This window comes from Streptomyces sp. SCSIO 75703 (assembly GCF_036607905.1).
Classification (GTDB): domain Bacteria; phylum Actinomycetota; class Actinomycetes; order Streptomycetales; family Streptomycetaceae; genus Streptomyces.
This window is the reverse complement of record NZ_CP144555.1, coordinates 6,341,853-6,359,358: the sequence shown is the minus strand read 5'-3', so window position 1 is coordinate 6,359,358 and position 17,506 is coordinate 6,341,853. Positions and strand designations below refer to the sequence as shown.

Sequence of the window (17,506 nt, the reverse complement as noted above, 5' to 3'; positions counted from 1 at the left end):
GGGGCAAGGGGTCACAGCGAGGGCGTCGGCGAGAACGTGAGCACCGTCGGGGCATTCCTCGCCGGGACGGGCTCGGCCGCAAGGCCCCGCGGCTCCACGGAGACCGCGGCCCGCCCGCCGCCCGCCCGTGTCGATCCGCGCGCCGGGGCCCCGCCTCTTCGGCCTGGCCTACGCGAACGCGCCCGCCGCGTCGCGCTGTTGCGGACCGGGGGCCTGCCGCCGGTCCGGATCGCGGAGATGGCCGACGCGGGCGACGGCCGCCGGACTCGCCGGGACCGCGCGGGTGAGACCCCGTCAGCCCGGGGCGGGTGTGCACGCGGCCCCGCGGTCCCGTGCCGCACGCCGTAGCCGCTCGTCACCGGCAGGGGGCGCGCCGGCGCCGTGCCGCACGTCGGCCCAGGCTCGCCGCCGGAACGGGCAGCGGGCAGCCCCTTCTCGCCTTCCGCCCCCAGGACGGGGCGCGCCGCCTCCCCTCGGCCCGGTGCGCCCCGCATCCGCCCTGCTGAACGTCGTCGGTGTGGAAGCCACCCTGCCCGGGACGGGCAGCCACCGCCCGGCTCCGCCAGCGAGATCGTCGAGATCGGTCTCACCGTCGTGGACCTGTCGGCCCGGCGTCGCGTGTCCCGGCACCGCCTCCTGGTCCGCCCGGCGCGGTCGCGGTCAGCGGCTCCGCACCGAGCCGACCGGCCTCACGCGAGCCGGGGTGGCACGGGGTGTCCCCTTCGCCGAGGCGTGCCGCGCCCTCGCCGAGGAGTACGAGGCCGGACGACGCCCGTGGGCCGGGCTGGGGAGTACGGCCGTCGGCGATTCGCCCGGCGGTGTCGGGCCGACCGGATCGCCTGCCCCTTCGGCCCGCCCACGGAACGTACGCACACCCACGCCAATGCCGTCTTCACCGCGGCGTAAGGGCCGCGCCGGCATCCCGGTATGGAGCACCTCGTCAGCCGGGTCGCTCTCCGGATCGCCGGGCTGCCGCTCGGAGGACGTCATCACCGTGGCGAGGACGACGCGTGGAACACCGCGGCCCTCGTCCTCGACCTGGCCGACCGCGGCACGTGGCCCCCACGGCGCCCATCGCCCCGGGACCGGGGCCGGGACCGGCCCGGCCCCGGAGGCGCGCTGCGTGACCCGCTTCCGCCGGCGGGCCGGGGCGAGCACGGTGGCGGCGATCCCTTGGGAGAGGCCCCGGGCGAGGGCACGGCGCCGGACCGCGAGACGACGGACGCGGTTCTCCGCACGCCCCGTTCCGCCCGGAGGACGAGACCGGCGGCGCGCCTCCCCTGGCTCGGGAGGCACGCCGCCGGTCCTCGTTCACGCCGCGGCCGGGGCCGGCCGTGCGGCCGGACGGCGGGGCCGGTCGGCTCAGCCGCCGCTCTTGCGCCGGAACGACCGCTGGCTCGCGGCCGGTCCGTGCGCCGCACGCACCTTCGACCCGTCCGGGTTGGCGGCGCCCTCGGCGGCGCCGGCCTGCGCACCGCGCTTGCGCTCCAGCGCCTCGCGGAACTTGCGCTTGAGGTCGTGGTTGCCGTCGTCGTCCGGCGTCACAGGGGGCGTCGCGGCGGCGGCCTGCTCCGAACCTTCCGTGGACACGGGCTCTGCGGTCATGGTGACCTCCTGGGGTTCGGGGGGTTGGGCAAGCACAGCTTGTCATGCCGCGAGCGGTACGCGGACGCCGGTGGCGTCATTGCGCTCCGTTCCGGCGGGCGACGACCGCCGGCCGTCGCGGCGCACGGGGGCGGTCTTGCCGGACGTGCCGCGTCCGGGCCTCGTCCGGCAGGCCCCGCCCGCGCGCGGGGCCGGACGGACGCATGGGTCCACGACTCCCGGGGGCACCCGGTTCCCGTTCACCTGGGCGGCCGTCACAGGTGACCGTCGGTGCCGCAAGGCCGATACTGCTAGGAGTGCTACGGATTTCCGAGAGTCCACCCTTCCGAGTTACCCGATGACCGTCAGGGAAGTCAGTGTGGGAGCGGCGCCGGCGTCGTCCGGCACCGCGTCCCACCGTCGTGAACCGCCGAGATCAAGAACCGCCGCCACCCGTCCTGCCCCGCGAGGACACGCGGCCATCCTGTTCCGATCGCCAGGAGGTACTCATGAAGATGCTCATCAACGTCGCCGAGACCGTCGTCGCGGACGCCCTGCGGGGTATGGCGGCGGCCCACCCCGAGCTGACCGTGGACGTCGAGAACCGGGTCATCGTGCGCCGGGACGCGCCCGTGGCCGGGAAGGTCGCGCTGGTCTCCGGCGGCGGTTCCGGGCACGAGCCGCTGCACGGCGGTTTCGTGGGGCCCGGGATGCTGTCGGCGGCCTGTCCCGGGGAGGTGTTCACCTCACCGGTGCCCGACCAGATGGCGCGGGCCGCGGCGGCCGTGGACAGCGGCGCCGGGGTGCTGTTCGTGGTCAAGAACTACACCGGGGACGTGCTCAACTTCGACATGGCCGCCGAGCTGGCCGAGGACGAGGGGATCCGCGTCGCCAAGGTGCTGGTCGACGACGACGTGGCGGTCACCGACAGCCTCTACACGGCCGGCCGGCGCGGTACGGGGGCCACCCTGTTCGTGGAGAAGATCGCGGGCGCCGCGGCGCAGGAGGGCCGGCCGCTGGAGCAGGTCGAGGCCGTCGCCCGCCGGGTCGACGAGAGCTCCCGCAGCTTCGGCGTGGCGCTCGCCGCCTGCACCACCCCCGCCAAGGGCTCCCCGACCTTCGACCTGCCGCCCGGCGAGCTGGAACTCGGCATCGGCATCCACGGCGAGCCGGGCCGGGAGCGGCGGCCGATGATGACCTCGGGCGAGATCGCCGACTTCGCCGTCGACGCCCTGCTCACCGACCTGCCGCCCCGCAACCCGGTGCTCGTGCTGGTCAACGGTATGGGCGCGACACCGCTGCTGGAGCTGTACGGCTTCAACGCCGAGGTGCAGCGGGTGCTCGCCGAGCGCGGGGTGGCCGTCGCCCGCACCCTGGTCGGCAACTACGTCACCTCGCTCGACATGGCGGGCGCCTCGGTCACCCTGTGCCAGGTCGACGAGGAGCTGCTCTCCCTGTGGGACGCGCCGGTGAGCACGCCCGCCCTGAGGTGGGGCATGTGAGCGCGGACGGCGCACCCATGGCACCCCCACCCGAGAGGCAAGGAGATCCCGTGCTCGACGCCGACTTCTTCCGCCGCTGGATGACGGCGGCCGCCGCCTCGGTCGAACGCGAGGCGGACCGGCTGACCGCCCTCGACTCGCCCATCGGCGACGCCGACCACGGCACCAACCTCCAGCGCGGTTTCCGGGCGGTGACGGCGGCGCTGGAGAAGGAGGCGGTCACCACCCCCGGCGCGGTGCTGACGCTGGCCGGGCGGCAGCTCATCTCCTCGGTCGGCGGCGCCTCGGGGCCCCTGTACGGGACGCTGCTGCGCCGTACCGGCAAGGCGCTGGGCGACGCGGCCGAGGTGAGCGGGGAACAGTTGGCGGCGGCGCTGGGCGCGGGGGTGGACGCGGTCCGGGCCCTCGGCGGGGCCAAGCCCGGCGACAAGACCATGGTCGACGCCCTGGTGCCCGCGGTGGACACCCTCGGCACCTCCTTCGCCGCGGCGAAGGCCGCCGCCGACGAGGGTGCCGTCGCCACGACCCCGATGCGGGCCCGCAAGGGCAGGGCGAGCTATCTGGGCGAGCGCAGCGTCGGGCACCAGGACCCGGGGGCGACGTCGGCGGCGCTGATCGTCGCCGCGCTGGAGGAGGCGCGCGGTGAGTGACGGGAAGCTGGTCGGCGTCGTCCTCGTGTCGCACAGCGCCGAGGTGGCCGCGTCGGTGGCCGACCTCGCCAAGGGTCTGGCCGGGGGTGAGGTGGCCGTGCCCGTCGCTCCGGCGGGGGGTACCGCGGCCGGCGGGTTCGGGACCAGTTCGGAGCTGGTGTCGGCCGCCGCGGCCTCGGCCGACCGGGGCGCGGGGGTCGCGGTCCTCGCCGACCTCGGCAGCGCGGTCCTCACGGTGAAGGCGCTCCTCGCCGAGGGCGACGAACTGCCGGAGGGGACGCGCCTGGTGGACGCGCCCTTCCTCGAGGGGGCGGTGGCCGCGGTGGTGACCGCCGCGACCGGCGCCGACCTCGACGCCGTGGAGGCCGCGGCGGCGGAGGCGTACGCCTACCGGAAGGTGTAGGGCGCGCCCGCGGGGGCCGTCAGCCGCCGGACACGAACCTGCGGGCCAGTTCCTCCCCCGTCCGTTCGGCCGCGGCCCGGTCCTCGATGGGCCGTACCTCGCTGTCCTTGAAGACGATGTACGTGACGTCCGAGGCCGCCCCGCCCGAGCGCGGGTCGGCCGGGATGCCGAGGCCCTCGGCGGTGGCGTAGGACGCCTCGCCGATGACGTCGCGGGGGCCGACGTCGCCGACGACGGCGTACCGCACCCGGTCGCCGTGGACGACGGCGGCGACGGACCCGCCGTGGACGCCGTGCTCGCGGTGGTCCCAGATGCCGCTCGGCTCGGGGACCACGATGTAGGGCAGCCTCTCGGCGTCCAGCGGTCCGCCGCCGGAGGCGGAGTAGGCGGTGGCGGGGCTGAAGTGGGGATCGGTGCCGAGGTTGCAGCGGGCTCCGGGCCTGCCGTCGCAGTCGATGTCCAGGTCGGCCTTCCAGAAGACGGCGTCGGGGGTGCCGCAGACCGGGATGTCGGCGGGCCGTCCGGCGTCGCTGCGGTAGAGGCCGTTCGAGACGGGCTCGCACGCGCCCACCCGGGCCAGCAGGTCGGCGGCGGTGACGGCCCGGTCCTCGTCCGCCCGCGGTCGCTCCGGTCGCGGCGGGTGCGCCGACGGGCCGGGTCCCGCGGCACCGGGGCGCGGGACCGGGGGGCGAGGGCGTCCGCCGCGGCCGGGGCGGAGCCGGTCCCCGTCGGCGCGGGGGCCGGTCTCGGCCACCACCGGGTGCGGGGTCCGTGGTGCGCCGGACCGGGGCGCCGCCGAGGCGCCGGGGAGGGACGTGGGGGCGAGCAGGGCGGCGCCGGCCGCGATCAGCGTCACCGAGTGGACACGCAGAACACGCACGTCGTGGGGCCTCTCCTGGGGGGACAGGGTCGAACACTCGGCCCCATCTGTGCCCCGGAATACTCCGCGTCGTCACCCCCACAGGGCCAGACGGTGCACGCGCGGGGAGCAACGGGGCGGTGCGGGACGGGGGCGGGCGGGCCGGAGCCGGCCTCGGTCCCGGCCCGCCCGACCGCCCGCGCCGGCGCGGCACGGCGACGACAGCGGTCCGCGCTACGGCCGAACTCCCCTGCACGTCACGGGAGTTCGACCGCCGGTTCGCTCAGCATACGTAACCCTTCCGGGTGGGCACCAACGGCGACCCTCTTGATGTGATCGCGTCACGCCGTCATATTGGTCCGGACCATTCCCGTCTGGCTGTCCCGGGAGGCATAGCCGTGCGAGGCGTCCCCGAACCCGCTGCCCCGTCCGCCGACCCGGCACCGCGCCGCCGCGCCGTGCTCCGGACCGCCCTGATCGGCGGTGTCCTGGCCCTGGTCACCTCCTGCGGCTGGGGCACGTCCGGGGAGGACGGCGGCCGGCTCCCCGCGGCCCCGACCGGCGTCACCGCCGAGGCCGGCAGCGCGACGAGCGTGCACGTCATGTGGAACGCGATCGAGGGCGCCGAGGTCTACGAGGTCTACCGCGGCACCACCAAGGCCGTGGAGGTGCCGGCCTCCGACCGGATGGTCGACGTGACCCGCCTCGCCCCCGCCACCGGCTACGTCTTCTCGGTACGGGCGCGCGACGCCGACGGCCGGCTCGGCCCGCCCAGCGCGGAGGTGCGGGCGACCACGCCCGCCGCCGTCGCCGAGGACCGCTCGGCGCCCGCCCGCCCGGAGCGGGCAGAGGGCCGTGCGGCGGGCAGCCGCGCGGTCCAGCTCTCCTGGTCCGCCGCCGACGACGACCAGGGAGTGGTCTCCTACGACGTCCACCAGGGCGGTACGAAGATCCACAGCGTGGGCGGGAGCCAGACGGCGACCGTCGTCACGGGCCTGCGGCCGGGCACTTCGTACGAGTTCACCGTCCGGGCCCGGGACGCCGCCGGCAACGTCTCCCCCGACAGCCCGCCCGTCCGCCTCACCACCCCCGGCTCCGACGACGGCCGGGCCACCGCCCCCACCGGGCTGCGCGCCACGACGCACCGGGAGGACGGGGCGTACCAGATCGACCTCTCCTGGGTCCCGCCGCGGACCGACGGCGTGATCACCGAGTACGAGATCCAGCTCGACGGACGCACGGCCACCTCCCTCGTCTACGGCGGCGACGCGCCGCGCGAGAAGGCCGAGTACAGCTTCTACGCGGGCACCGAGGCCGGTGTCACGCACCGGGTGCGGCTGCGGGCCAAGCTGCCCGACGGCACCTGGGGCGGGTTCTCCGCGGAGCGCACGGTGACGACGGGCGAGAAGGCCGGCTGACCGGCCCGCGACGGGCGGCCGGGACGCGTCACCTGGGCGGTGGCGCTCGGCATGCGGGCCCGGCCGCCGCCCTGTTGGCTTCCGTTGAGGCGGTACGGGCTCCCCGTCCTCGGCGGCGCCAGGGATGTGCCGCCGCCGTGCCGCCGGAGGGCAGTCCCCATGCGCATCTCCTCGTCCCTTCTCCGCTCGTGCCCGGCCGCGGCAGCCGTGGCGCTGACCCTGGCCCCGGCCGCCCCGGCCGCGGCGGACCCGGGGATCACCGTGAGCACCACCGGCTCCGCCGTCTCGGTCACCACCACCGCCTGCGCCCAGCTCAGCGGCAGTTGGGGCACCGCCTCGCTGCTCGGCGAGGGTCAGACGGACTTCGCCCAGGGCCGCCAGGTGGCGCTGTCGGGCACCGCCTCGGACCAGTCGGCGGCCTGGTCCGGCATCACCCCGGGCACCTACACCGTGGTCGTCCTGTGCTCCGACAACAGCACCGCCGGCACCCAGACCGTCATCGTCTCCGCGCCCCCGGCACCCTCGCCCCCGGCCTCCGCGCCCGCGGTACCCGCGCCGTCGGCGTCGGCGTCGCCGCGCGGTGTGCTGGGCGGGATGGGCGGCGCCGTCAAGGACTACGGCACGGCGACCCTGGCGGCGGGCGGCGCGCTGGTCGGCGCCGGGGTCATCGCCGCCGCCTGGTTCCTGCGCCGGCGGGCCAAGCCGTACCGCTTCTGAACCCGGGGCGCCGAGGGCCGCGCCGGGCGGGCGCGCGGGTGCCGGGCGGGCCGCGACACGCGGGCGGGGCGGGCCGGGGATCGTCAGGCGTCCGGTGCGGCGGCCGGGCCGGGCCGGGCGCCGGGGGCGGCGGGGCGCTCCTCGGCCGGCCCGGCCGCCCCGGTGCCGGGTTCACGGGCGGGCGGGCCGGCCGGGAGTTCGGCGAACTCCGCGAGGGCGTGCCGGAGCCAGCCGGTCCAGAAGGTCTCCAGGTCGATGCCGGCCCGCAGCACCAGATGGCGCAGCCGGTCCCCGGGGCCGTCCTTGCCGGGCGGGAAGTCCCTCCGCTCGATCTCCTCGTATTCGGCCAACTGCCGTGCGTGCAGCTCCAGATGGCGCCTGAGATCGGCCTCGACGCCGGTGGTGCCGACGACCGCGGCGGCCCGCAGCCGCAGCAGCATCGCGTCCCGCAGGGGCCTCGGGTCCTGGGGCTCGGCGGTCCAGCGGGCCAGTTCGGCCCGGCCCGCGGGCAGCACCTCGTAGCTCTTCTTCTGCCCGCGCGCGGGCTGTTCGGCGGGCAGCGCGCGGATCAGGCCCTCGGACTCCAGCCTGCCCAGCTCACGGTAGATCTGCTGGTGGGTCGCGGACCAGAAGTACCCGATCGACCGGTCGAAGCGGCGGGTCAGCTCCAGCCCCGACGACGGCTTTTCGACCAGGGCGGTGAGGATCGCGTGCGGGAGTGACATGGGGCTCATCCTAGGGACCGCCCCGTGCGCGCCCCCGCGCCCGCGCACGGCCCCGGGGCGGAGCCGGACCCGTCGGGGCGGCGACCACCCTCCCCCGTTCGCGGACCCGCCCGCTACAGCCTCGCCGCCACTTCGGTGCCCTGCTGCACGGCGCGCTTCGCGTCGAGTTCGGCGGCCACGTCGGCGCCGCCGATGAGGTGCGCCGTGCGCCCGCGGGCGAGGAGTTCCTCGTGGAGGGTGCGCCGGGGCTCCTGACCGGTGCAGAGCACGATGGTGTCCACCTCCAGGACGGTGCCGCGGCCGTCGACGGTCAGGTGCAGTCCGGCGTCGTCGATGCGGTCGTAGGTGACGCCCGGGATCATGGTGACGCCGCGGTGGCGCAGTTCGGTGCGGTGGATCCAGCCCGTGGTGGTGCCGAGTCCGGCGCCGACCTTGGTGGGCTTGCGCTGGAGCAGGTGGACGGTGCGCGGCGGAGCGGACCGCCGGGGCGCGGCCAGTCCGCCGGGGGCGCGGTAGTCGGTGTCGACGCCCCAGCGGCGGAAGTACGCGGCCGGGTCCTCGTGCGCCCGGTCGCCGTCGTCGGTGAGGTAGGCGGCGACGTCGAAGCCGATGCCGCCGGCGCCGAGGACGGCGACCCGGTCGCCGACGGGGGCGCCGTCGCGCAGGACGTCCAGGTAGCCGAGGACGCTCGGGTGGTCGACACCGGGGATGTCGGGGACGCGCGGGGTGACGCCGGTGGCGACGACGACCTCGTCGTAGCCGTCCAGGTCGTCGGCGGTGACGGTGGTGTCCAGGCGGACGTCGACGCCGAGTTCGGCGAGGCGGGTGCGGAAGTAGCGCAGGGTCTCGTCGAACTCCTGCTTGCCCGGGACCGCGCGGGCCACGTTGAGCTGGCCGCCGATCTCGCTCGCGGCGTCGTAGAGGGTGACCCGGTGGCCGCGTTCGGCGGCGGAGACGGCGCAGGCCAGCCCGGCCGGCCCGGCGCCGGCCACCGCGACGTGCCGGCTCCGGCGGACCGGGGAGAGCACCAGTTCCGTCTCGTGGCAGGCGCGCGGGTTGACCAGGCAGGAGGTGATGCGGCCGCTGAAGGTGTGGTCCAGGCACGCCTGGTTGCAGCCGATGCAGGTGTTGATGGCCTCGGGCCGGCCGGCGGCGGCCTTGGCGACGAAGTCCGGGTCGGCGAGGAAGGGGCGGGCCATCGACACCATGTCGGCGGTGCCGTCGGCGAGCAGCCGCTCGGCGAGTTCGGGGGTGTTGATGCGGTTGGTCGTGACGAGCGGGACGGAGACCTCGCCCATCAGCCGCCGGGTGACCCAGGTGTAGGCGCCGCGCGGCACGGTGGTGGCGATGGTGGGGACGCGGGCCTCGTGCCAGCCGATGCCGGTGTTGATGAGGGTGGCTCCGGCGGCCTCGACGGCGCGGGCGAGCGTGATCACCTCGTCGAGGGTGGAGCCGTCCGGGACCAGGTCGAGCATCGAGAGCCGGTAGATCAGGATGAAGTCCTCGCCGACCGCCTCGCGGACCCGGCGGACGATCTCCAGCGGGAAGCGCATGCGGTTCTCGTACGAGCCGCCCCAGCGGTCGGTGCGGTGGTTGGTCCGGGCGACGAGGAACTCGTTGACGAGGTAGCCCTCGGAGCCCATGATCTCGACGCCGTCGTACCCGGCCTCGCGGGCGAGGCGGGCGGCGCGGACGTAGTCCTCGACGGTCCGCTCGACCTCGGCGTCGGTCAGTTCGCGGGGGACGTGCGGGCTGATCGGCGCCTGGAGGGGGCTCGGCGCGACCAGGCCGGCGTGGTAGGCGTAGCGGCCGAAGTGGAGGATCTGGAGGGCGATCCGGCCGCCCTCGCGGTGCACGGCGTCGGTGACGACGCGGTGCCGTTGGGCCTCCTCGGGGGTGGTCAGCTTTGCCCCGCCCTCGTAGGGGCGGCCCTCGTCGTTGGGGGCGATGCCGCCGGTGACGATGAGCCCCGCTCCCCCGCGCGCCCTGGCGGCGTAGAAGGCGGCCATGCGCGCGAAGCCGCCCTCGGCCTCCTCCAGGCCGACGTGCATGGAGCCCATCAGGACCCGGTTGGGCAGCGTGGTGAAGCCCAGGTCCAGCGGGCTCAGCAGGTGCGGGTAACGGCTCATCGGGCCCTCCGTGCGCGGTGTGGTGCCTCTGTTGTAGAGGACGCCCACCTCCTTTTGCAACTAGTTGCAAAAGGAGGTGGGCCACACCGCGGCGCGCACGGGCCTCCGCGTCAGCGGCTTTCTAGCCGGACGTGCAGTTCCCGCTCCTGGTCGCCCGAGGCCGTGCTCAGGTCGCGCACGGCGAACAGGGAGTCCAGCGTGAGGCGGACCCGCTCGACGGCCCAGCAGCCGCCCTGCACGTCCGCGTCGACGGAGTGCCGCAGGCGGGCGGGTCCGCGCTCGCCCTCGTGCGTGTCGGCCACGTCGAAGGTGCCGAGCCAGACGGTCGGGCGCACCTCGTGGTACTCCCGGGGCGTCTCGCCCGCGCGCCGGTCGGAGGCGTAGCGGGCGCACAGGGCGTCGAACACGGTGCGGGCGTCCTCCGCGCCGCACCCGCTCAGTTCCACGGAGACGGATTCGGGATGTGTCCGGCCGGTGTCCATGGCGATCGCTCCTCTCGTGACCGCGGCCCGGCGTCCCGCCGCACCGCGCCGCCGCGACCCCCTCGTACCCCCAGAAAAGCACCACGGGCAGGGGAACACCAGCGGCACGGACAGGCCCGCGCGGGCTCAGCCGCGGGTGAAGCGGTACGTCTTGCTGTCGGTCAGCACGCAGAAGCCGGGCGAGACGACGATGACGCGCAGGGTGCCGGTGCGCCGGTCGTAGTCGACGCCTTCCACCTCGAAGCTCCCCGAACAGGCGCTGCGCAGCGGTAGCCGGCGCAGGGCGGTGACGTGGCCGGTGACGTCCCCGGCACCGGTGGGAGCGGCGGACAGGTCGACCCGGAGCAGCGGCTTGGTGATGCCGAAGAGGCCGCCCTCGGGATCGTCGGAGGAGCACAGCAGGGTCGTCGCGTCGGAGAAGTCGCAGCCCTGGACGTCACGGACGGGCCGGTCGAGGCGGACGGTGGCGACCCGCGGGAGGTCGGCGGAGGGCGAGGTGACCGGGTTGGCGCCGGGGGTGGGGAAGACCAGCAGGCGGTCCATCGTGCCCCACTCGCCGGCCAGCATCCACCGGCTGTCCGGCGAGATGGCGACCCAGGAGTTGTTCCGCGCCTCGCCGGGGGCGAGCGTGTGCACGTACTCCGACCAGCGGCCGTCGGGGGTCTGGAGGCGGAACATCTTCGTGTCGCCGTCGTCGCGCTGGTAGGGCTCGACGTAGTGGCCCTCGTAGGAGGCGTCGGGGTCGCCGACGTGGTTCCAGCCCCGGGCGGCGAGGCCGAGGGGGATGGTGCCGATGCCGGTGTAGCGGTTGGGGCTGCCGGCGGGGACCTCGACGGATGCCAGCCCCTGGCTCTCGGTCAGCGGGTCGGCCCGGTCGGAGCCGACCTCGTTCCAGACGTCGGCGGCGGTGGCGGCCACGGCGGGCTGCGCGACGCAGAGGGCGGCGGCGGTGGCGAGGGCCGCGAGTGCGGTCAGGGCGCTGTGACAACGTTGCCGGGCGCGCAGGGGCATGGGGGCTCCTCAGGGGGGTGGCCGGGCGGTACCGCCGGTCGGGTACGCGCCCGGCGCACAGTGTGGCCGCCCCATGAGGTCATGTACAGACCAAGCGCGCGGCGGTGTCTCCTCCCGTGGGCGTTCCGCGCCGTGCCGGGAGATGCTGGAGGCAGGGCGGGCCGCGCGGCGGCGTGCCCGCGGGACGAGCGGCAGGACGAGAGGTCGTCGACAGGAGGGCGTGCCTGATGGAACGGCGAAGGCGAAGCCGGGGATGAGCCGTCCGGACGAGTCGCAGGAGGAGGCGGCGCTGCACGGACCCATGCAGCCCGGCGGTCTCCTGGACGTGCTCAACGTGGCGGCGGTCGTACTGGACGCCCAGGGCCGGATCGTGCTGTGGAGCCCGTGGGCCGAGTCCCTCTTCGGGTACCGGGCGGCCGAGGTGCTCGGACAGCCGGCCGACCGGTTCATGGTGCACGAGCGCCACCTCGACCAGGCGATGGAACTCTTCGGGGACGTCATGCGCACGGGCCAGGGCTGGGCGGGCACCTTCCCGATCCGGCGCAAGGACGGCACCACCCGGGTCGTGGAATTCCGCAACGCCCGTCTCCTGGACGAGCGAGGCGAGGTCTACGGGCTCGGGCTCGCCGTCGACCGGGTGACGGTGCGCCGGCTGGAACGGAAGATGGCCCTGTCCGACCGGGTCATCTCACAGTCCCCGATCGGGCTCGCCGTGCTCGACACCGGTCTGCGGTACGTCTCGGTCAACCCGGCCCTGGAGCGGATCAACGGCATCCCGGCAGCGGAGCACCTGGGCCGCACGGTGCGCGAGGTGCTGCCGCTGGTGAACATCGACGAGATGGAGGCGGCCGCCCGCCGGGTGCTGGAGACCGGGGAACCCCTGGTGGACCAGTCCGCGCGCGGGCACACCCCGGCCGACCCGCAGGAGGAGCACGCCTGGTCGGTCTCGCTGCACCGGCTGGAGGACACCTTCGGCGCGGTGCTCGGCGTGGCCGTCTCGATCACCGACGTCACCGCGCAGTACCGGGCGAGCGTGGAGGCGGAGACGGCACGGCGCCGGCTGACCACGATCGCCGACGCCACCGCCCGGATCGGCAGCACCCTGGAGCTGGACCGCACGGCGCACGAGCTGGCCTCGGTGGCCGCGCCGGGCCTGGCCGACCTGGCCTCCGTGGACCTGCTGGAGGCGGTGGTCGACGGCCGGCGCACCACGCTCGGCCCGGACGAGCCCGCCGTGCTGCGGACCCTGGCCGTCCAGGCGGACGGCGACACCGAGGAGCTGTTGGCGGCCGATCCCTCGGGGGGCATCGCCCCCTGGCACCCCGGGCAACTGGTCGCCCAGTGCGTCCGCACCGCCCGGCCGGTGATGGTGCCGCGGATGTCGTGGGCGGACCCGGACCTCGTCGCCCACGCCCCGGAGACCAACGGGGTGCACTCGTACCTGGCGGTCCCGCTGATCGCGAACGGGGAGGTGCTGGGCGCCCTGGCCCTCAGACGGATCCGCAACCCGCAGCCGTTCGGGGAGGACGACCTGCTGCTCGCCCGGGAACTGGCCTCCCGGGCGGCTGTGCAGATCGACAACGCCCGCTGGTACCAGCGGGCCCGGGACGCGGCGCTCACCCTCCAGCGGAGCATGCTGCCGCGCCATCCCCCGGTCACCGGTGCCCTGGAGGTCGCCTCGCGCTACCAGCCGGCGGAGTCCACCAGCGAGGTCGGCGGCGACTGGTTCGACGTGATCCCGCTGGAGGGCTGCCGGACCGCGCTGGTGGTCGGGGACGTGATGGGCAGCGGCATCGCGGCCGCCGCGTCCATGGGCCGGCTGCGCACGGCGACGAACACCCTGGCGGCGCTCAACCTGGACCCGGCGCTGCTGCTGGAGCACCTCGACCGGACCGCGGCCGGCCTGGACCAGGCCATCGCCACCTGCCTGTACGCGGTCCACGACCCGTACCGCCGCCAGTGCCTCATCGCCAACGCCGGGCACCTGCCGCCGGTGCGGCTGCGCGCGGGGCGCGCGCCGGAGTTGCTGGACCTGCCGACGGGGGTGCCGCTCGGCGTGGGCGGCGTCGGCTTCGCCACCACCACCGTCGACGTGGAGCCCGGCGACCGGCTGGTCTTCTACACCGACGGCCTCGTCGAGACCCGGCAGGACCCCCTCGACCTGCGGCTCGCCACGCTGCTGACACTGCTGGAGGGACCGGACCGGCCGCTGGAGGAGGTCTGCGACCTGCTGCTGGGCACCCTGCACCAGCCGGAGAACCCCGACGACGTGGCCCTGCTGATCGCCCGCGCCACGCCGCCCGCGTGAGGGCGGCGGACGGGACGGGCCCGGTCAGTCGCGCACGCCGACGACCACGTGGGCGTGGAGTTCCTCGCTCACCGCGAGCCGGGCGGTGAGCCCGCCCCGGGCGAGGGCGTCGAGGGCCGCGGGCACCTGGGCGCGGCCGGTCTCGGTGAGCAGGGCGCCGCCGGGGGCCAGCCAGTCGCGGGCCCCGGCGGCGACCCGGCGCAGCACGTCGAGCCCGTCGGCGCCGCCGTCGAGGGCGGCCGGCGGCTCGTGCTCGCGGGCCTCGGCGGGCAGCAGGGGCACCTCTCCGGTCGGCACGTACGGCACGTTGGCCGCCAGGAGGTCGACCCGGCCGCGCAGCGTGGCCGGGAGCGCGTCGAAGAGGTCCCCGGTGTGCACCCGGCCGCCGAAGGCGGCGAGGTTGCCGCGGGCGCAGCGCACGGCGGCGGGGTCGATGTCGGCGGCGTGCACCTCGGGCCGGTCCAGGGCGGCGGCGAGCGCGGCGCCGACGGCTCCCGAGCCGCAGCACAGGTCCACCACGACGGCGGCGCCGGGGGCGTGGGCGAGGGCCTGGTCGACGAGGTACTCGGTACGGCGCCGGGGGACGAAGACGCCCTGGGCGACGGCGACCCGCAGGCCGTGGAAGCGGGCCCAGCCGAGGACGAGTTCGAGGGGCAGTCCCCCGGCACGTCGTGCGACGAGGGCGCGCAGTTCGTCCGGGGTGCGGGCGGCGGCGAGGAGGAGGTCCGCCTCGTCCTCGGCGAAGACGCAGCCGGCGGCGCGCAGGAGGGCGGCGACGGCGTCACGGGAGGTCGAGGGGGCGGGCGGGGGCGCGGAGGATGCGGTCATGCGGCCGGAGGGCCTTTCGGGGACCGGAGGGCGCTCTCGCGGTCAGCCCGCGGCGGGGACCGCGGTGCCGGGGAGGGAGAGCACCCGGGACGGTACGGCGGCGATCGTTCCCACCTCCCTCGTCACGGCGGCCGGGACGGTCCGCGGCCGCCGCACACTTTACCGCAGCGACCCTGGTCCGCACGGAGTGCGGGGCGGTCCGTCCGCACTGGCCGGGGCGTGTTTCCCCGGGGACGTGCCGGGCACCTGGGCGGTGGCGCGCGAGCGCGGTGCTCCGGCGTGGGCGCAGGCCGCCGGGCCGGGGTATCACACCTGTGCGGGCAGTCGCACGCGTGGCGCGATGCGGAGTCGGCGCCGGCCCGCCCCCCGCGGCGGTCCGTCCGGCCCTCCGGTCGCGACGAACGCGAGGAGGTCGACATGCGAACCCGGGTGCGCGGCTGGCGCTGGCGGCGCAATCCGCTGCGGCGCCGGTCGGATGTGGTCGAGGCGTGGACGGTACTCGTCGTCGCCCTCCTGTTGTTCATCGGGGTCCCCCTCGTCGGGGTGTACGCGGCGGCGCGCGCCCACGACCAGGCCGAGGGACTCGCCGCCGCGCAGCGGGCCCAGCGGCACCGGGTCACGGCCACCGTGGTCCGTACCGATCCGAGCGGTCTGCCCTCGGAGCAGACCGACGGGCACGCCTCCCGGGCGACGGTGCGCTGGCAGGCCCCCGACGGGGGCACGCGGACGGCCGGGACCGAGGTGCCCTCCGGCACCCGGCGGGGCGACGTGATCGGCCTGTGGCTGGACGGGAAGGGCCGGACCGTGGCCCCGCCCGCCGACGGCACCGCGGTCTGGCAGCACACGGTGACCGTCGGCACCTGCACCACACTGGGCGCCGGGCTGACCGTCCTGGTCGTGCACGGGGCCGCGTACCGGCTGCTCCAGCGGCACCGGCTGACCTGCTGGGAACGCGAGTGGGAGCGTACGGAACCGCGGTGGAGCCACCGCCGCGCCTGACCGCGCGCCGCCGCCGGCGCCGCGGGGCAGTCACCGGCGCGGGCGGCCGGGCGGGCGTTCTGGCGGGCCGGGCTGCGAGCCCCTACCGTGTGACCGCCCGCGTCGCCCCTCCCGCAAAGGCGGTCCCCGATGGCCCTGTTCGACCTGCCGCCCGACGAACTACGCGCCCACCGCAGCACGTCGGTGGAACCGGACGACTTCGACGCGTTCTGGGGCAAGACCCTCCAGGAGGCCCGGGAACACGACCTGGACGCCCGTTTCACCCCGGTCGACGCGGGCCTCGCCACCGTGCGGGTGTACGACGTGACGTTCGCCGGGTTCGGCGGGCACCCGGTCAAGGGCTGGCTGGTCCTGCCCGCCGCCGCGACCGGACCGCTGCCCCTGGTCGTCGAGTTCGTCGGCTACGGCGGCGGGCGGGGGCTGCCCCACGAGCACCTGCTGTGGGCCTCCTCGGGCCGGGCGCACTTCGTGATGGACACCCGGGGCCAGGGCAGCGCCTGGGGCGGCGGGGGCGGGACGCCGGACCCGGTCGGCGGGGCGCCCGCGTACCCCGGGTTCATGACCCGCGGCATCGACGCGCCCGAGCACTACTACTACCGCCGTGTCTTCACCGACGCCGTCCGCGCCGTCGAGGCGGCCCGCTCCCACCCGCTGGCCGACGCGGCGCGCACCGTGGCCCTCGGCACCAGCCAGGGCGGCGGCATCGCCCTGGCCGTCGGCGCGCTGGTGCCGGACCTGGCCGGGGTCGCGCCGGACGTGCCCTTCCTCTGCGACTTCCCCCGTGCCGTCACGCTCACCGACCGGCACCCCTACCGGGAGATCGGGCTGTACCTGCGCACGCACCGGGGGCACCGCGAGGGCGCGCTGCGGACGCTGTCCTACTTCGACGGCGTGCACTTCGCGGCGCGCGGCCGGGCCCCGGCGCTGTTCTCGACGGCACTGGAGGACCAGACCTGCCCGCCGTCGACGGTCTTCGCGGCGTTCAACGCCTGGGCGCACGACGACAAGGCGATCGAGGTGTACGACTTCAACGACCACGAGGGCGGCGGCCCCCACCAGGAGGCCGCCCGGCTGCGCTGGCTGGGTGCCCGCGCCTGAGCCGGGTACCGCCCGGCGGCGCCGCTCAGGGCAGCCGCCGGGCGACGACCAGCCGGGCGCGGGGGCTCCCGTCGGGGCGGTGGCCGAGGCCGGGCAGGGCGTACAGGCCGGCGGCGAAGCCCGCCCGCGCCAGTTCCCGGCCCACGTCGCCGAGGCGGAACGTGCGGTAGTACATGACGAACGGCGGCCGCCACAGGGCGTTGCGCACCCGCATCGCCGCGTCGAAGCCCAGCAGCGTCCAGTACGCCGGTGAGCCGGGGCGGGGCGGGGCGCCGACGGGGAACGCGAACCGGCCGCCCGGCCTCAGCACGGAGCGCACCTGCGCGAACAGGCCCGGCAGTTCGCGGGGCAGGAAGTGCCCGAAGGCGCCGAAGCTCACCACCAGGTCGAAGGCCGCACCGAAGGGCAGCGCGCGGGCGTCCGCGCGCACCCAGGTGGCCTCCGGACCGGCGGGTGCGGGGCGGGCGCGGGCGACGGAGAGCATGCCGGCGCTGAAGTCGACCCCGGTGACCCCGTCCCGGCAGAGACGGGTGAGGACGCCCACGCCCGCGCCGGTCCCGCAGCACAGGTCGAGCCCCCGGCCGAACGGCCCGAGCGGGGCCAGCCGCGAGGCGACGGCGTCGAGCACCCGGTCCGGGGTGCGGTACGGGGTGTGGTCGAACTTCGGGGCGAGCAGGTCGTAGCCGCGCTCGACGGAGGACAACGCCTGGACGGCGAGTTCGCGCAGGGTGGGGCCTTCCGGGCTGAACATCCGGCCAGCCTAGGTGTATTGATCACGAGCGTTGTTGACACT

At 76.0% G+C, this 17,506-nt stretch carries 16 protein-coding genes and 1 pseudogene; 9 read left to right on the top strand and 8 right to left on the bottom strand.

Annotation, left to right across the window (positions count from 1 at the left end; all coding sequences use genetic code 11):
* Nucleotides 1-481 precede the first annotated feature (481 nt).
* A pseudogene (locus VM636_RS28000) lies at nucleotides 482-1,062 on the top strand (DNA polymerase III); the annotation flags it as partial.
* 300 nt (nucleotides 1,063-1,362) lie between these two features.
* Here the strand turns inward: VM636_RS28000 and VM636_RS27995 are convergent.
* A complete protein-coding gene (locus VM636_RS27995; RefSeq protein ID WP_030419142.1) occupies nucleotides 1,363-1,605 on the bottom strand; it encodes a DUF5302 domain-containing protein in 243 nt (80 codons plus the stop codon).
* 488 nt (nucleotides 1,606-2,093) lie between these two features.
* On the opposite strand from VM636_RS27995, the gene dhaK reads away from it, so the two are divergent.
* The 3 genes from dhaK to VM636_RS27980 are packed head-to-tail and all read left to right on the top strand — an operon-like array spanning nucleotide 2,094 to nucleotide 4,139.
* Nucleotides 2,094-3,086 carry a dihydroxyacetone kinase subunit DhaK gene (gene dhaK / locus VM636_RS27990; RefSeq protein WP_053913121.1) on the top strand — a complete coding sequence of 331 codons (993 nt, stop codon included), beginning with the start codon at nucleotides 2,094-2,096 and terminating at the stop codon, nucleotides 3,084-3,086.
* 50 nt (nucleotides 3,087-3,136) lie between these two features.
* Nucleotides 3,137-3,736 carry a dihydroxyacetone kinase subunit DhaL gene (gene dhaL, locus VM636_RS27985; RefSeq protein ID WP_030419140.1) on the top strand — a complete coding sequence of 200 codons (600 nt, stop codon included), beginning with the start codon at nucleotides 3,137-3,139 and terminating at the stop codon, nucleotides 3,734-3,736.
* The gene (locus tag VM636_RS27980; RefSeq protein ID WP_053913122.1) at nucleotides 3,729-4,139 is read left to right on the top strand and encodes a PTS fructose transporter subunit IIA; all 411 of its coding nucleotides are present in this window, start codon (nucleotides 3,729-3,731) and stop codon (nucleotides 4,137-4,139) included. The genes dhaL and VM636_RS27980 overlap by 8 nt, the downstream gene beginning before the upstream one ends.
* 19 nt (nucleotides 4,140-4,158) lie before the next feature.
* On the opposite strand, the gene VM636_RS27975 is transcribed toward VM636_RS27980, so the two are convergent.
* A complete protein-coding gene (locus tag VM636_RS27975; RefSeq protein ID WP_053913342.1) occupies nucleotides 4,159-5,010 on the bottom strand; it encodes a glycoside hydrolase family 75 protein in 852 nt (283 codons plus the stop codon).
* Nucleotides 5,011-5,456: 446 nt separating this feature from the next.
* On the opposite strand from VM636_RS27975, the gene VM636_RS27970 reads away from it, so the two are divergent.
* On the top strand, nucleotides 5,457-6,416 hold the full coding sequence (locus VM636_RS27970) for a fibronectin type III domain-containing protein (protein ID WP_030419137.1): 960 nt from the start codon (nucleotides 5,457-5,459) through the stop codon (nucleotides 6,414-6,416).
* 159 nt (nucleotides 6,417-6,575) lie between these two features.
* Entirely contained in the window at nucleotides 6,576-7,133 is a 558-nt protein-coding gene (locus tag VM636_RS27965; RefSeq protein WP_030419136.1) for a hypothetical protein, read from the top strand.
* A gap of 83 nt (nucleotides 7,134-7,216) precedes the next feature.
* Here the strand turns inward: VM636_RS27965 and VM636_RS27960 are convergent, their stop codons facing one another.
* From VM636_RS27960 to VM636_RS27945, 4 genes are all read right to left on the bottom strand, one after another.
* Nucleotides 7,217-7,858, bottom strand: coding sequence for a PadR family transcriptional regulator (locus VM636_RS27960; RefSeq protein ID WP_078855788.1), 642 nt, complete (start codon nucleotides 7,856-7,858; stop codon nucleotides 7,217-7,219).
* 113 nt (nucleotides 7,859-7,971) lie between these two features.
* Entirely contained in the window at nucleotides 7,972-9,987 is a 2,016-nt protein-coding gene (locus tag VM636_RS27955) for an NADPH-dependent 2,4-dienoyl-CoA reductase (RefSeq protein WP_030419134.1), read from the bottom strand.
* Between the two features lie 110 nt (nucleotides 9,988-10,097).
* Nucleotides 10,098-10,469 carry a hypothetical protein gene (locus tag VM636_RS27950; RefSeq protein WP_030419133.1) on the bottom strand — a complete coding sequence of 124 codons (372 nt, stop codon included), beginning with the start codon at nucleotides 10,467-10,469 and terminating at the stop codon, nucleotides 10,098-10,100.
* 126 nt (nucleotides 10,470-10,595) lie between these two features.
* On the bottom strand, nucleotides 10,596-11,480 hold the full coding sequence (locus VM636_RS27945) for a hypothetical protein (protein ID WP_030419132.1): 885 nt from the start codon (nucleotides 11,478-11,480) through the stop codon (nucleotides 10,596-10,598).
* 253 nt (nucleotides 11,481-11,733) lie between these two features.
* On the opposite strand from VM636_RS27945, the gene VM636_RS27940 reads away from it, so the two are divergent.
* Complete coding sequence (locus tag VM636_RS27940; RefSeq protein WP_234340405.1) at nucleotides 11,734-13,788, top strand: SpoIIE family protein phosphatase; 2,055 nt, start codon at nucleotides 11,734-11,736, stop codon at nucleotides 13,786-13,788.
* 24 nt (nucleotides 13,789-13,812) lie between these two features.
* On the opposite strand, the gene VM636_RS27935 is transcribed toward VM636_RS27940, so the two are convergent.
* Entirely contained in the window at nucleotides 13,813-14,616 is an 804-nt protein-coding gene (locus VM636_RS27935; RefSeq protein ID WP_030419130.1) for a putative protein N(5)-glutamine methyltransferase, read from the bottom strand.
* A 417-nt stretch (nucleotides 14,617-15,033) separates the two neighbouring features.
* Here VM636_RS27935 and VM636_RS27930 point away from each other — a divergent pair, with 417 nt between their 5' ends.
* Complete coding sequence (locus VM636_RS27930; RefSeq protein ID WP_030419129.1) at nucleotides 15,034-15,615, top strand: hypothetical protein; 582 nt, start codon at nucleotides 15,034-15,036, stop codon at nucleotides 15,613-15,615.
* 129 nt (nucleotides 15,616-15,744) lie between these two features.
* On the top strand, nucleotides 15,745-16,713 hold the full coding sequence (locus VM636_RS27925) for an acetylxylan esterase (protein ID WP_030419128.1): 969 nt from the start codon (nucleotides 15,745-15,747) through the stop codon (nucleotides 16,711-16,713).
* Nucleotides 16,714-16,738: 25 nt separating this feature from the next.
* Here VM636_RS27925 and VM636_RS27920 read toward each other — a convergent pair whose 3' ends face one another.
* Nucleotides 16,739-17,464 carry a class I SAM-dependent methyltransferase gene (locus VM636_RS27920; RefSeq protein ID WP_030419127.1) on the bottom strand — a complete coding sequence of 242 codons (726 nt, stop codon included), beginning with the start codon at nucleotides 17,462-17,464 and terminating at the stop codon, nucleotides 16,739-16,741.
* Nucleotides 17,465-17,506 lie beyond the last annotated feature (42 nt).